This is a genomic window from Burkholderia sp. LMG 13014 (genome assembly GCF_905232215.1).
Lineage (GTDB): Bacteria > Pseudomonadota > Gammaproteobacteria > Burkholderiales > Burkholderiaceae > Burkholderia.
The window spans coordinates 1-13,299 of record NZ_CAJNKE010000035.1 but is presented as its reverse complement, the minus strand read 5'-3'; the positions used below and the strand labels follow the sequence as shown (position 1 = coordinate 13,299).

Sequence of the window (13,299 nt, the reverse complement as noted above, 5' to 3'; positions counted from 1 at the left end):
CCTCCTCCTTCGTGCCCGCAGACCGATCCATTCAAGCAAGGAAACGCCAACCGCTTGCTCGATCCTGTCGCACCGACGAGCGGTCGCGCGGCAGCGCCACTGCGAACGGAACCGGTGCCACGATGCTTCGTGGCCGCCGGGTCGCACAAGCATCGTGCGCCGCGCAAATATCATCGCGATCTGCCGCGCGTGATGGTGTTTTCGTCGAGAACGCGTCAGCCCGCGACAGGCAGCGTATCCACCGTATACGCGTGCCGAATCGTGCGGCCCAGCACCGGATCCTCCAGCTCGACCTCGAACCGCTCGGCCGGGCGAATACCGCCGATCGCCGCAAGCGTGCCGCACAGCATTGCGGTGCCGTCGACGAAGCGGCCGTCATGGCGTGCGAATTGCGCGAGCAGGTCGTCGGGTGTGCGCATCGCGGTCACCTTGCCTTCCTGGTACAGCACGCGCTCGCCGTCGATCGTCGCGTACGCGCGCAGCACGAGCTGATCCCAGTGCCCGGCCACGTCGTCGAACTTCCACAGCGTGTTCGCGCACGGCTTGCCGCACATCTGCTTCGACACCGTGATCCCGTAGGTCTCGACCTCGCGGTCGGTGTGATCGGACGCGATGCCGACGAAGGTCTCGCCGCCGTCGCGCACCAGCACGAACTCCGCTTCGCCGCTGCTCTGCCCGCCCGATACCTGGATCGCGGGCGCAGGATCGAGACGATCGGCCGCGACGCGGTAGAACACCGGCGGCGTCGCCGGGCGCTTGACGCCGAGTTCCTCCAGCTCGCGGATGTGCTTCTCCATGGCGACCGTATCGCGGCCCGTCCAGCCCGCGATCACGAGCGTGTCGATCGCGATCGCGCGCTCGGTGCGGCCGTCGCGACCGTCGATCGCGAACGTGATGGTTTTCATCGAATGCTCCTCGTGGCGAGCAGCGCACGCAGGATGTGCCGCCGCCCGCCGTGTTTCGTGGATCGGCCCGCGCTTACGCCGGGTCGTAGTAGTGGATCTCGAGCAGCACGCAGCCGCCGTTCGACTTGAACGGGCCGTGCCATGCGCCGGGCGGACGCACCGCATACGTATAGCCCTTGAACGGCGTGCCGCCGTTGCCGTGCTCGTCGTTGCCGACGGTCAGGTCGCCCTCGACGAGAAACACCTCTTCCCAGTAGTCGTGGACGAACGGCTTCTTCGTGTGCAGCCCGGCCGGCAGGCGCAACAGGCGCGTGCGGCTGCCGCGCTTGTGCTCGGTGTCGAGCGCGCCGGACAGGATCAGTTCCTGCGCGCCGGATGCCGGGTCATAACCGTCCGGCAGCCGCCAGTCGCGCTGCATGTCCAGCGTATGGAATTCGTCGTGAAGCTTGTTGATGGCCATCTGTCTCTCCTGTAGCGATAGCGGGTCAGTCGGGCGCAATGCGACGCATCAGGCGGCGCGCGGCGTCGACAGTTCCTGGTTCAGTGAATAGCTGCCGAGCATCGAATCGACCAGATGCGATGCGCGCTGCCAGTCGTAGGTGCGATACGCGTGCCCTTTCGTGACGAACGACGCGCCGGCATAGAACAGTTCGTACTGGTTGTGGCGCGACGCGAATTCGGAGCCGACCGCGTCCCACGCGAGCTTGAAGAACTTCACGCGCTCCTCGGACGAGCACACCGGCGACTTCTGCGTCTTCTCGATAATGCGCAGCAGGTCGGGGTTCTCGAAGTCGCGCACGCTGGACGGCAGCATGATCATTCCGCCGCCAGCGAGCTCGCGCAGCGTGTTGAGCACCTTCGAATAGAGCTGCTGCGTAACGACCTGCGAGCCGTACAGCATGTTGCGATCGGGCACGTAGAAGCCGTTGACGACGGTGCCCTTCGCTTCCATCCCGTAGACCCACGCCTCGACCATCGACGCTTCGGCCGCGAGCTGGCCCAGCGTTTCGCGCACCTGCGGGAACGCATTCGTGCCGTTGACCTCGGAGATCTTCAGGCCGAGCCCGACGAGAAAGCGCAGCTTCGTCATCAGCCGCACCTGGCATTGGTAGTTCTGGTACACGTGCGCGGGTGTCGCGTGGAACTGCTTCGCGCACATCGCCGGGTTGCCGGCGACGAAGATCCGTTCCCACGGCACCTTCACGTCGTCGAAATACAGCACCGCGTCGTTCTCGTCGAAGCGGCTCGACAGCGGGTTGTCGAACACCGACGTCGCGTTCTCCTCGTACGACTTGCGCGACAGGATCTTCATGCCCTTCGCGTTCATCGGCACCGCGAACGACAGCGCATACATCTCGTCGCCTTCGCGCAGCGGCTGGATGCAGCTGCAGAACACCTCGTTCGCCATGATCCCGCTCGTCGCGAGCATCTTCGCGCCGCGCACCGTGATGCCTTCCGCATCCTGATCGACGATGCCGACCGCGAGATACTTGTCCTCCTGCTCGTGCGCCGCCTTCGACTGGTTTGCCTGCGGATTCACGATCACGTAGGTCAGGAACAGGTCGTTGTCGCGCGCATAGCGGTAGTAGTCGCGCAGCGCGCCCGCGCGCGCCGGATCGTATTGCTCGAATACGTCCGCGCCCATATACATCCCCGACAGGCACGACGCGACATGGTCAGGCGAGCGTCCCATGAAGCCGTAATGCAGCTCCGACCACGCTTCCATCGCGGCACGGCGTTCGACGAGTTCGTCGTAGGACGTCGGCAGTTGCCAGATCCGGCTGACGCGGTTGCCCGTATCGGGCGAGACGAACGTCATCTTCTCGACGTTCTCGTCGCGCGCCTGATAGTCGTACAGGCTCGCGTAGCTGCGGATCGAATTGCGGAATGCCGCGTGCGCGGTCACGTCGCCGACCGGCTGGCCGTTCAGATAGACCTGCCGCCCGTCGCGCAGCGACGCGATGTGCTGAGTCCCGTTCTTGATCATGATGTCCTCCTGGGTGGAATGAAGCGTGGATTGCATTCAGGCAGACGGCGCAAGCACGCCGTCGAGCGTGCGGTAGCGACCGCCGAAGAAGATCAGCGGGCGCCCTTCCGAGCGCGCGCAATGCCGCGTCACGCGGCCGACGAAGATCACGTGATCGCCACCGTCGTATTGCGCATACGGTTCGCATTCGAACGTCGCGAGCGCGTCGGGCAGCAGCACCGCGCCGTCGTCATCGGCCGCGTCGGCACGCCAGCCCCACTTGTCGCCGTTCGCTTTCGCGAAGCAGTTCGACAGGTGCTGCTGCGTCTCGTCGAGCACGTTGACCGCATAGCCGCCCGCGCCGGCCAGATCGCCGAGGCTCAGGCTGCGACGGTCGACCGAGAACAGGATCAGCGGCGGATCCAGCGACACCGCATTGAACGACGCGACCGTGATACCGATCGGCATCCCCTCTTTGCGCGGGGCGGTAATCACCGCGACGCCCGTCGCGAACATCGACAGCGCAGTGCGAAAGCGCCGCTGCGCGTCGGCACCTGCTCCGGCTCCGGCTCCGGCTCCGGCATGGTTCTCGCTCATCTCGTCCTCCTTGGGTTGCATCGCTGGATTCCGCTGCGGAATCCAGCCCAACAAAGCACCGTTATTTAGCTTTGTTATTTAGCTTTTATTAAATGTAAACACAAAGGCGGGTTCAAGCTGTCGTAAACCCTGACCTTGAAAGCTTTGTTTGAAAGACAACCCTACTGGCGTGATGGATGTTGCGCGGCGCCCGCGAATGTCCACGTACACTGCGGCTACCCTATTCCCCGGGGCGTTGCGCACCGCGGGAGACACCGCTTTCCGGAGCCGCTTCGATGCAATCCCGTCCGATCTACATGGACTACAGCGCGACGACGCCCGTCGATCCGCGCGTGGTCGACAAAATGGTGCCGTTCCTGCACGAGCAGTTCGGCAATCCGGCTTCACGCAGCCACAGCTACGGCTGGGATGCCGAGCAGGCCGTCGAGGAAGCGCGCGCGCACGTCGCGGCGCTGCTCGGCGCCGATCCACGCGAAATCGTGTGGACCTCCGGCGCGACCGAGGGCAACAACCTCGCGATCAAGGGTGCCGCGCACTTCTACCAGGGCAAGGGCAAGCACCTCGTCACGGTGAAGACCGAGCACAAGGCCGTGCTCGATACGTGCCGCGAACTCGAACGCCAGGGCTTCGACGTCACGTACCTCGACGTGCGGGAAGACGGCCTGCTCGATCTCGATGCCGTAAAGCAGGCGCTGCGCGCCGACACGATCCTGGTGTCGGTGATGCTCGCGAACAATGAAACGGGCGTGATCCAGCCCGTCGCCGAGATCGGCGCGCTGTGCCGCGCACGCGGCATCGTGTTCCACTGCGATGCCGTGCAGGCGGCCGGCAAGATTCCGGTCGACGTGAATGCGTTGAACGTCGACCTGCTGACGGTGACCGCGCACAAGGTCTACGGCCCGAAGGGGATCGGCGCGCTGTACGTGCGCCGCAAGCCGCGCGTGCGGATCGAAGCGCAGATGCACGGCGGCGGCCATGAGCGCGGGATGCGCTCGGGCACGCTGCCGACGCACCAGATCGTCGGGATGGGCGAGGCGTTCCGGCTCGCGAAGAAAGAGATGGGGGAGGAAAGCCGCCGCGTCGGCGCATTGCGCGACCGGTTGCTGGCCGGCCTGTCGACGCTCGACGAGGTTTACGTGAACGGCGATCTCACCCGCCGGATTCCGCACAACCTGAACGTCAGCTTCAATTTCGTCGAAGGCGAATCGCTGATCATGGGGATCAAGGGAGTCGCGGTATCGTCAGGCTCCGCGTGCACGTCGGCATCGCTGGAGCCGTCGTACGTGCTGCGCGCGCTGGGCCGCAGCGACGAGCTCGCGCACAGCTCGATCCGCTTCACGCTCGGCCGCTTCACGACCGAAGCCGAAGTGGACAGCGTGATCGCGCAGGTGCGCGACACGGTCGGCAAGCTGCGTGAGCTGAGCCCGCTGTGGGACATGCATCTCGAAGGGGTCGACCTGAATACGATCGAGTGGGCCGCGCACTGAGCGTGGCCCAAGCGTCAGGCCGGCCGGCGATCGCGGGCGGGCCTGCGGCTCGCTTGCGTCAGCCTTTTTCCTGGCGCGCGATCAGGTGTGCGAGATCGAGCGTCGCGCGGTCGCCGTTGGTGACGAGGCGGTCGACCACCGAGCAGAGTGCCTTGAATTCGGTCTTCGTCACGCCTTCGAACAGCACGTTGTTGATGCGCTGCTGCGTATCGGCGAGCGCCTTCAGCAGCTTCGAGCCGGCCGGCGTGACCGTGAGCCGCATCTTGCGCTTGTCGTCGGGATCCGAACGTTTGTCGATCAGGCCGAGCTTCTTCAGCTTGCCGGTCTCGATCGTGACGAAGGCACCGCTCAGGTGCAGGTGATCGGCGAGGCGGTTGACGGTCACGACGTCGTCGTGCGACAGATGCGCAACCGATACGAGCAGCGAATACTGGATGCCGGTGAGGCCCATCAGCGAGCCGAAACCGTCGCGCACCGACAGCAGGCGGGCCGCGAACGGCAGCAGCCCGTTGATCAGATGGCGAAATTCCGTGTCCGTGCCATCGATCAGGCAGGCCGGGTTGGTAATGGTCAGAACGGACTCCTCTTGCTGCTTGGCCATGACTTCGACGCTCCGTACGGTCATGCGAATTTAGCTTTGAAACGAAATTATACGACAAAGGCACATACGCCCACGGCCAAGGCCGGCCGGCGCATGCGGCCCAATTTCCCGATACAGGAGGCTCGCTCATGCCCTACCCGCTTCATCCCGCAACGGTTCGCGCGCTGCTCGAGTGCTATCTGCGCGCGAAGGACCTGAACCGGCCCGCGCTGATCGCCGACTGCTTCGCGGCCGATGCCGAGTTGAGCTTTTCGCTCGCGAACGACGATATCGATTTTCCGCCGCGCGTGACGGGTGCGGCCGCGATTGCACGCACGCTGGTCGAGGATTTCGGCGAGCGGTTCGAGCGCTGCCGGACGTATTACGTTTGCACGGAACCCGAGGTCGACGCACACGGCGTCAGCGCGATGTCGTGGCTCGTCGTGATGCGGCAGAAGGACAACGGTGCGTTGCGGATCGGGCATGGCACGTACCGCTGGCAGTTCGCGGGCAACGACGACGAAGCCGCTCGGATCGCCGCGCTGCATATTCATATCGCACGGATGGATACGATCGACGATCCGCGATCGGCGAAACTCGATGCGCTGCACGCGGCGTTCGGGTATCCGTGGCTGCCGGCGCACGCGTTCGCGCGCGGGCTCGCGGATGTCGCGGCAGCGCAACCGGACTGGGCATTCCTGGCGCCGTTCCGGCAGGCAGCCGCGGCCGGTTGAAGCACGGCCGGCCGCGCAAGCGCATCACGGCACGGGCGCTAACCGTCGCGCCCGGCGAGAAGCTGCGCGGCCGTCATCACGCGCGGATCGTCGCTTGTCAGATCCTCGCCGTAATAGGCAATCGTCGCGCGATCGTCGAGCACTAGCGGAATCGCGACCCGCCCGCACAGCGTCCGCTCGACCGCTTCGCCGAACGTGAATCCGCACAGATACACGCCGTCGACCACGCAATTGGCCGCGAACATACGCCCCTGCGCATCGACATAAAACTCGACGTAGCCGAGATCGTCCTCGGCAATACCGATCATCGTCGTCCCGAGCGCCTGTTCCCACTCGGCAATCTGGCGATCCTTGCGCGCCAGCGCATGAAACGCGAGCCCCATCCGCGCGCAGGTTTCCCCGCGGCGATCGGCGCGATCCGTTCCCACGATCAACCCGTCGAACGCGCGCAGAATCGCATTGCCCGGATGGTCGTCAGCGCGTGACGACACGCGGCCATCGGCATCGCCGCGCCAACCGGCTGCGACGAACAACGGCCTGACCGTCGACGGAATCTCGATCACGACAACACTCCTGTAGTTTTCACACGCGATACCGCACGCATGGCGCCTTGACCGCATGACGCGCACGGGCCCATCACCGCACCCCGTCGAGCGCCTGCCGCACGCCTTCCCAATCCAGCCCGAACCGGGCGAGATACTTGCGCAGCCGGTCCGCATCGTTCGGTTGCTTCTTGCTCTGCCGCGATACCGCGAACAGCGTGCGCCCGGCTTCCGACAGGCTAGCCGATGCGCGGCACACGTCGAGCACGCGTTCGAGCTGCGCACGATCGAACAGGTCGAGTTCCGCCGCACGGGCACCAAACACCGCATCGACGCAAGCATCGGACGCACCCGCGCCGCCCGGGACCGGCGACGACCATGTGCGCGTCAGCCGTTCGACTTCCTGCTCGGCAAGCGCCTCGGTGATCCGCCCCGCATCGGCGAGCGTCGCCATCCGCGTGACCGACGCGGACAGCTCGCGGAAGTTGCCGGCCCACGCCGCGCGCGCCGATGCGGCGAACGCGAGATAGCGCCGCTTCGCCTCGACGTTGAACCGCACCTGCTCGCCCTGCTCGCGGCCGAAACGGTCGAGCTCGAATTCGAGGTTCGGCTCGATGTCCTCGCGGCGCTCGGCCAGCCCCGGCAATTCGTATGTCCACAGGTTGATCCGCGCATAGAGATCCTCGCGGAACGTGCCGGCCGCCACCATCTGCCGCAGGTCGCGGTGCGTGCCCGCGATCAGCTCGAAATCGCTGGTCGCCTCGACATCCGCGCCGACCGGCAGGAAACGCTTCTCCTCGATCGCCTTCAGCAGCATCGCCTGTTCGTCGAGCCCGAGTTCGCCGATCTCGTCGAGAAACAGCAGGCCGCCGTCCGCCGCGCGCAGCAGCCCGGCCCGCGCCGACTGCGCGCCGGTGAACGCGCCCTTCACGTGACCGAACAGCGTCGACATCGCCGCGTCGCCGCGCAGCGTCGCGCAGTTGATCTCGATGAACGGCCCCGCGAGCCGATGGCGGCCGCGCTTCAGCTCGTACACGCGCTTCGCGAGAAACGACTTGCCGGCGCCCGTCGGCCCGACCAGCAGCATCGGCGCGCGCGAACGCACGGCCACGCGCTCCAGTTGCTCGATCAGCGCGTTGAAGCGCGCGTTGCGGGTCGCAATGCCGGCCTTCAGGAACGACACCGTTTCGTCGCGCTCGCGCGTGAAGCGCTGCGCGATCCGGTTGTAGCGCGACAGGTCGAGATCGATCACCGATATCGTGCCCGGCCCGCTCGGCCCCTCGTCGGTCTGCTTCGGCGGCCCCGTCTGCACGAGCCGCGCGGGCAGGTAGCGCGCTTCCGCCAGCAGGAACCAGCAGATCTGCGCGACGTGCGTGCCGGTCGTGATGTGGATCAGGTAATCCTCGTGCTCGAGGTCGAACGGATACGCACGCGCGTAGTCATGCAGCGTCGCATAGACCTCCTCGAAATCCCACGGGTCGTGGAGCGTGACCGGCGTGAGCCGCACGTCGGTCTGCGGCGACAGTCGCGCGAGATCGTCCCGCACCTGGTTGGCGAGACGCGTGTAGTCCAGCGAATGCAGCAGTTCGAGCCGGTCGATCGGCAGCTCGGGCTGCTCGCACAGCGAAATCGTCGGCCGCCATTTGCGGTAACGGCGCGGCGCGCGGCCGCCCTGGTCGAGCACGGTGCCGAGAAAGCCGATGGCGACAGTCTTTCGCATGTTTATCTCATGGGATAAGAAGCGATCCGATTGTATCGGATTTTCACGATGACGCGATGCGGGAAGCATCGGCACCCAACCTCCCAAAACAAATAAATCCTCTTTATTTTCAATCGCTTAAAAAAACATTCAAAGCACAAACGCGCCCGCTGGCACGCTCCTCGCTAAATAGAGAGCGCCGGATGTCCCGCTGGCCCGCGAGCCAGGGTTCAACAAGCCCTGCTGGTGCGCCGCCGCCGAACCCAGTTCGTTGCGGCAGCGCATGCCGCCATGGACAGATGAAGGCAAACGGGCGCGCGCCAGGATGCTTCGTCCGGGTTCGAATCCCGGGGCGCCCATTGTTCGGAAGCTCAGCCAGGTGGAGCAGCCGGCGAAAGCCGGCCGGTGGCGGGTTCGAATCCCGTCCGAACGCTGTCCGCAAGGACAGTCTCTTGATAGAAGCAGTACCCGCCGGTGCGGGCCGCAAGGCCCGCCGCGCGTCGGACCGGTTGCGGTTCCGCGCGATCGGCCGGACGGCCGCACGGCCCGCGCGAAGGCGCACGACGACGCGATGCAGGATGCGTCACCGTACCCTTCGGCGCCGGGCCAGCGCGCCGCCCGCCCGATTGCGTCGCCCCGCGATCCGCACGATGCGTGTCACCCGGCGGCCATTGAAGAAAAGGACAAGAATATGTGGATGCGACATGTCGTGAAAAAAAACGAACGCGCGCTGCTGATGAATGAGGGCGATTTCGTGAAGGTGCTCGAACCGGGTGTGTTCAAGGCCTTCGATCCGCTCAAGCGGCTGTCGGTGCAGACCGCGCGTCTCGACGCGCCGCTCGCCGATGCGGCACTGGCCGACTACCTGCGTCACGACGCACCGGACGTGCTCGCCCGGCACTTCGTCGCGATGGATCTCGCCGACGATGAAGCGGGCCTGCGCTACGAAGACGACGTGCTCGTCGAGATCCTGGCGCCGGGCACGCGCCGGCTGTACTGGCGCGGCCTGGCCACGCATCGTCTCGAACGCGTCGATCTCGCGCAGGACAGCATGCTGCCGGCCGCGCTCGTGAAGCGCATCGCGCAACCGGCGCTGCGTGCGCGCGGCGTGGCGGGCCTGGCGGGCGTGCTGCTGGCGCAGGTGCCGGCGTACCACGTCGGCGTGCTGAAGATCGACGGCAAGATCGAGCGGTTGCTGGACGCGGGTACTGCGGCGTTCTGGCGCTTCAACCGCGACGTCACGGTCGAACTCGTCGACCTGCGTTTGCAGGCGCTCGAAGTCGGCGGGCAGGAAATCCTGACGCGCGACAAGGTCGCGCTGCGGCTGAACCTGTCGGCGACGTGGTGCTATGCGGACGTGCTGCATGCGTTCGGCCAGTTGCAGAAGCCAGTCGAACACCTGTATCGCGAGTTGCAGTTCGCCTTGCGATCGGCGGTCGGCACACGTTCGCTCGACGAGCTGCTGGAAGACAAGCAGTCGATCGACGACGTCGTGATCACGCAGGTGCGTGCCCGCCTCGGCCAATCGGGCGTGGAGGTGCGCAGCGTCGGCGTGAAGGATATCGTGCTGCCGGGCGACATGAAGACGATCCTCGCGCAGGTGGTCGAAGCGGAGAAATCCGCGCAGGCGAACGTGATTCGCCGCCGCGAGGAAACGGCGGCCACGCGTTCGCTGCTGAACACCGCGAAGGTGATGGAAGAAAACCCGACCGCGCTGCGGCTCAAGGAGCTGGAAACGCTCGAGCGCGTCGCGGAACGGATCGACCGCATCTCGGTGTTCGGCGGTCTCGACCAGGTGCTGAACGGACTCGTCAGCATCAAGGGCGCGCAATGAATGATCGGGCACGGCGCACGGGCGTCGTGCCCGATGAACGAAGCAGCAAGGTGATGAACATGAGTGATATGGATTACCAGGTAATGGAACTGGCCAACGGCAAGCCGGTGAAGATGTGGACGCAAGGCGTCGCCGTTGAAGACGAAGCGCGCGCGCAACTGCGCAACACCGCGCAGATGCCGTTCATCTTCAGCCACGTCGCGGTGATGCCGGACGTCCACCTCGGCAAGGGCTCGACGATCGGCAGCGTGATCCCGACGAAGGGCGCGATCATTCCGGCCGCGGTCGGCGTCGACATCGGCTGCGGGATGATGGCCGCACGCACGACGCTGACGGCGTCCGACCTGCCGGATTCGCTCGCGGGCCTGCGCAGTGCGATCGAACGCGCGGTGCCGCACGGCCGCGCGCCGGGTCGCCGCGATCCGGGCGCATGGGGCGACCGCACGCCGGCCGCCGTGACCGAATCGTGGAAGTCGCTGCAACCGGGCTTCCAGCGGATCGTCGACAAGTATCCGAAGCTGGAAAAGACGAACCACTACGCGCATCTCGGCACGCTCGGCACCGGCAACCACTTCATCGAAGTGTGCGTCGATGAAGCGGACCACGTGTGGTTCATGCTGCACAGCGGCTCGCGCGGCGTCGGCAATGCGATCGGCAGCCTGTTCATCGAACTCGCGCAGGCCGACATGCGGCAGCACATCGCGAACCTGCCGGATCGCAACCTCGCGTATTTCACCGAGGGCAGCCGGCACTTCGACGATTACGTCGAAGCGGTCGGCTGGGCGCAGGACTACGCGCGCCGCAACCGGCAGGCCATGATGGATGCGGTGATCGGTGCGGCGCGCAGCGTGATCGCCAAGCCGTTCTCGGTCGACGAACACGCGGTGAACTGCCACCACAACTACGTGCAGCGCGAACGCCACTTCGGCGAAGACGTGCTCGTGACGCGCAAGGGCGCGGTGTCCGCGCAGAAGGGGCAACTCGGGATCATTCCGGGCTCGATGGGGGCGAAGAGCTTCATCGTGCGCGGGCTCGGCAACCCGGAAAGCTTCTGCTCGTGCAGCCACGGTGCGGGCCGGACGATGAGCCGTACCGAAGCGAAGCGCCGCTTCACGGTTGACGACCAGGTGAAGGCAACCCAGGGCGTCGAATGCCGGAAGGACGCGGGCGTCGTCGACGAAATCCCGATGGCCTACAAGGACATCGACGCGGTGATGGCAGCCCAGCGCAGCCTCGTCGAAGTGGTGCATACGCTGCGCCAGGTGGTGTGCGTGAAAGGGTAGCGCGGTGCGCGGCCGATGGCCGGCGGCCGCGCACAACGAAAGGGAAGCAACAAGAATGAAAACGGAAAAATTGACGACCGTGCGCAGCGCGCACCCGGTCGACCCGGCCGTGCGGGCGCGCGTGATGGCAGAGCTCGCGGAAGTCGAGCGCCGCCACGACGTGAGCGTGCTGTTCGCGTGTGAATCGGGCAGCCGCGGCTGGGGGTTCGCGTCGCCCGACAGCGACTACGACGTGCGTTTCGTGTATGCGCATCGGCGCGACTGGTACCTGAGCGTCGAACTGCAACGCGACGTGATCGAGCGGCCGCTCGACGACGAGCTCGACGTCAGCGGCTGGGAACTGCGCAAGGCGCTGCAACTGCTGCGCCGCTCGAACCCGACGCTGCTCGAATGGCTCGACTCGCCGGTCGTGTATCGCGAAGACGCGCGCTGGGCGCCGCGGCTCAGGTCGCTGGCGTCGGCGTTCTTCTCACCAGTGCGCGGGCGTCACCACTACCTCGCGATGGCGAAGAAGAACTTTCGCGGCTATCTGCAAGGCGACACGGTGCGTTACAAGAAGTACCTGTACGTACTGCGGCCGCTGCTCGCGGTGCGCTGGATCGACTCGGGGCTCGGCATGCCGCCGATGCGCTTCGTGGATCTCGTCGACGGCACCGTGCATGAGCCGGCGGTGCGCGCGGAGCTCGACGCGTTGCTCGCGCTGAAGATGAGCGCGAACGAAAGCGAATACGGGCCACGCCGGCCGGCAATCCACGCGCTCGTCGAGACGATGCTCGCCGATGCCGAGCACGATCGCGAATACAAGCGGCCGTGGGGCGACGTGGCGATGCTCGACACGTTCCTGCGCGACGTAGTCGACGGTCGATGACAGGTGAACGGTGCGATGCCTGCGGGCGTCGCACCGTTTTTTTTGCGCCCGCACTTGTCCGACCCATGCCGGCGAGCAACGTCCATGCCCGCACACTACGCGTCGTCGTCGCGATCGCAGCGTATTGCGGCGGTATACTCGATGCCGTTCGGTAACGCGCGCCGCCGCATGCGCCGCAGCCCTCGACCTGCCCCGCTTGCTGACGATGCGCTTGCAGTCCGACGTCTTCCGCCCGCCCATCCACAGCCGATCCGAACCGTCATGTCGCACCGCCTTTCGCTCGCCATCGCCGCCCTCCTCGCCGTTTCCCCGATCGTTGCCCAGGCTCGCCCGCTCGCGCGGCCGCCGGTCGAGCGCAACTTCAAGAACTGGTCGGTCGTCTGCGACAACGGCAACCGTTGCATTGCCGAAAGTCACACGGACGATATTGACGACGCACGCACGCGCGTCATCCTGCGCGTGACGCGCGATGCCGGCCCGGACGGCCAAACATGGCTCGACCTCTACGCGACGGTGCCGCTGGACCTGCGCACCGCACGCGTCGACGGCCGGCCGTTCGATGCGGCTCCCGCTCAATGGCGGGCGTCCGGCGACAAGAATGACGACGCGCCCTCGTTCTGGACGCGTGCCCGGATGCGAACCAGCGATCCGGCAACGGTTGCCACCTGGCTCGCTGCATTGCGCAACGGGCAACTGCTGAGCTTCGGCGATCCCGCGTCGGCGCATACCGCCCGCACGCCGTTGTCGGGATTGAGCGCCGCGCTGCTGCTGATCGACGACACGCAGGGCCGCGTCGGCACGGTC

Annotated in this window: 13 protein-coding genes and 1 tRNA gene; 7 read left to right on the top strand and 7 right to left on the bottom strand. The window is 66.0% G+C overall.

Annotated elements, in window-relative coordinates; all coding sequences use genetic code 11:
* Positions 1-215 precede the first annotated feature (215 nt).
* The 4 genes from JYJ84_RS07160 to JYJ84_RS07145 all read right to left on the bottom strand — a co-directional run bounded on the left by JYJ84_RS07160 (position 216) and on the right by JYJ84_RS07145 (position 3,489).
* Positions 216-905: a DUF2848 domain-containing protein gene (locus tag JYJ84_RS07160; protein WP_175221711.1), complete on the bottom strand. Its 690-nt coding sequence runs from the start codon at positions 903-905 to the stop codon at positions 216-218.
* A 73-nt stretch (positions 906-978) separates the two neighbouring features.
* Positions 979-1,365, bottom strand: a complete 387-nt coding sequence (locus JYJ84_RS07155; protein ID WP_175221710.1) for a cupin — start codon at positions 1,363-1,365, stop codon at positions 979-981.
* Between the two features lie 48 nt (positions 1,366-1,413).
* Positions 1,414-2,892 (bottom strand): 4-hydroxyphenylacetate 3-hydroxylase family protein, encoded by a 1,479-nt coding sequence (locus tag JYJ84_RS07150; RefSeq protein WP_043178102.1) that lies wholly within the window; start codon positions 2,890-2,892, stop codon positions 1,414-1,416.
* 36 nt (positions 2,893-2,928) lie between these two features.
* Positions 2,929-3,489 carry a flavin reductase family protein gene (locus JYJ84_RS07145; RefSeq protein WP_236027126.1) on the bottom strand — a complete coding sequence of 187 codons (561 nt, stop codon included), beginning with the start codon at positions 3,487-3,489 and terminating at the stop codon, positions 2,929-2,931.
* A 254-nt stretch (positions 3,490-3,743) separates the two neighbouring features.
* Between JYJ84_RS07145 and JYJ84_RS07140 the strand changes: the two genes are divergently transcribed.
* Entirely contained in the window at positions 3,744-4,955 is a 1,212-nt protein-coding gene (locus tag JYJ84_RS07140) for an IscS subfamily cysteine desulfurase (RefSeq protein ID WP_122949036.1), read from the top strand.
* Positions 4,956-5,013: 58 nt separating this feature from the next.
* Here the strand turns inward: JYJ84_RS07140 and JYJ84_RS07135 are convergent, their stop codons facing one another.
* Complete coding sequence (locus JYJ84_RS07135; RefSeq protein ID WP_122949724.1) at positions 5,014-5,556, bottom strand: MarR family winged helix-turn-helix transcriptional regulator; 543 nt, start codon at positions 5,554-5,556, stop codon at positions 5,014-5,016.
* 128 nt (positions 5,557-5,684) lie between these two features.
* Between JYJ84_RS07135 and JYJ84_RS07130 the strand changes: the two genes are divergently transcribed.
* The gene (locus JYJ84_RS07130) at positions 5,685-6,269 is read left to right on the top strand and encodes a nuclear transport factor 2 family protein (RefSeq protein ID WP_175221709.1); all 585 of its coding nucleotides are present in this window, start codon (positions 5,685-5,687) and stop codon (positions 6,267-6,269) included.
* Positions 6,270-6,307: 38 nt separating this feature from the next.
* On the opposite strand, the gene JYJ84_RS07125 is transcribed toward JYJ84_RS07130, so the two are convergent.
* Together JYJ84_RS07125 and rtcR are read right to left on the bottom strand one after the other, a co-directional pair.
* Positions 6,308-6,832, bottom strand: coding sequence for an SUKH-3 domain-containing protein (locus JYJ84_RS07125; RefSeq protein ID WP_175221708.1), 525 nt, complete (start codon positions 6,830-6,832; stop codon positions 6,308-6,310).
* 73 nt (positions 6,833-6,905) lie between these two features.
* The gene (rtcR, locus tag JYJ84_RS07120; protein WP_175221707.1) at positions 6,906-8,531 is read right to left on the bottom strand and encodes an RNA repair transcriptional activator RtcR; all 1,626 of its coding nucleotides are present in this window, start codon (positions 8,529-8,531) and stop codon (positions 6,906-6,908) included.
* A gap of 339 nt (positions 8,532-8,870) precedes the next feature.
* On the opposite strand from rtcR, the gene JYJ84_RS07115 reads away from it, so the two are divergent.
* The 5 genes from JYJ84_RS07115 to JYJ84_RS07095 form a co-directional block, all read left to right on the top strand.
* A tRNA-Phe gene (locus JYJ84_RS07115) sits at positions 8,871-8,943 on the top strand.
* A gap of 258 nt (positions 8,944-9,201) precedes the next feature.
* Positions 9,202-10,344, top strand: coding sequence for a slipin family protein (locus tag JYJ84_RS07110; RefSeq protein ID WP_175221706.1), 1,143 nt, complete (start codon positions 9,202-9,204; stop codon positions 10,342-10,344).
* A 59-nt stretch (positions 10,345-10,403) separates the two neighbouring features.
* Positions 10,404-11,627 carry an RtcB family protein gene (locus JYJ84_RS07105; RefSeq protein ID WP_272931299.1) on the top strand — a complete coding sequence of 408 codons (1,224 nt, stop codon included), beginning with the start codon at positions 10,404-10,406 and terminating at the stop codon, positions 11,625-11,627.
* Between the two features lie 55 nt (positions 11,628-11,682).
* The gene (locus JYJ84_RS07100) at positions 11,683-12,495 is read left to right on the top strand and encodes a nucleotidyltransferase domain-containing protein (protein WP_175221705.1); all 813 of its coding nucleotides are present in this window, start codon (positions 11,683-11,685) and stop codon (positions 12,493-12,495) included.
* 261 nt (positions 12,496-12,756) lie between these two features.
* A partial coding sequence (locus tag JYJ84_RS07095) for a DUF1176 domain-containing protein (protein WP_240201839.1) occupies positions 12,757-13,299 on the top strand: 543 nt, incomplete at its 3' end.

Excerpts from the sequence above, each read along its gene's own strand:
- JYJ84_RS07130 (WP_175221709.1), top strand. The coding sequence starts at position 5,685 with ATGCCCTACCCGCTTCATCCCGCAACGGTTCGCGCGCTGCTCGAGTGC.
- JYJ84_RS07155 (WP_175221710.1), bottom strand. The coding sequence starts at position 1,365 with ATGGCCATCAACAAGCTTCACGACGAATTCCATACGCTGGACATGCAG.
- JYJ84_RS07135 (WP_122949724.1), bottom strand. The coding sequence starts at position 5,556 with ATGGCCAAGCAGCAAGAGGAGTCCGTTCTGACCATTACCAACCCGGCC.
- JYJ84_RS07145 (WP_236027126.1), bottom strand. The coding sequence starts at position 3,489 with ATGCAACCCAAGGAGGACGAGATGAGCGAGAACCATGCCGGAGCCGGA.
- JYJ84_RS07110 (WP_175221706.1), top strand. The coding sequence starts at position 9,202 with ATGTGGATGCGACATGTCGTGAAAAAAAACGAACGCGCGCTGCTGATG.
- JYJ84_RS07150 (WP_043178102.1), bottom strand. The coding sequence starts at position 2,892 with ATGATCAAGAACGGGACTCAGCACATCGCGTCGCTGCGCGACGGGCGG.
- JYJ84_RS07160 (WP_175221711.1), bottom strand. The coding sequence starts at position 905 with ATGAAAACCATCACGTTCGCGATCGACGGTCGCGACGGCCGCACCGAG.
- rtcR (WP_175221707.1), bottom strand. The coding sequence starts at position 8,531 with ATGCGAAAGACTGTCGCCATCGGCTTTCTCGGCACCGTGCTCGACCAG.
- JYJ84_RS07140 (WP_122949036.1), top strand. The coding sequence starts at position 3,744 with ATGCAATCCCGTCCGATCTACATGGACTACAGCGCGACGACGCCCGTC.
- JYJ84_RS07100 (WP_175221705.1), top strand. The coding sequence starts at position 11,683 with ATGAAAACGGAAAAATTGACGACCGTGCGCAGCGCGCACCCGGTCGAC.
- JYJ84_RS07105 (WP_272931299.1), top strand. The coding sequence starts at position 10,404 with ATGAGTGATATGGATTACCAGGTAATGGAACTGGCCAACGGCAAGCCG.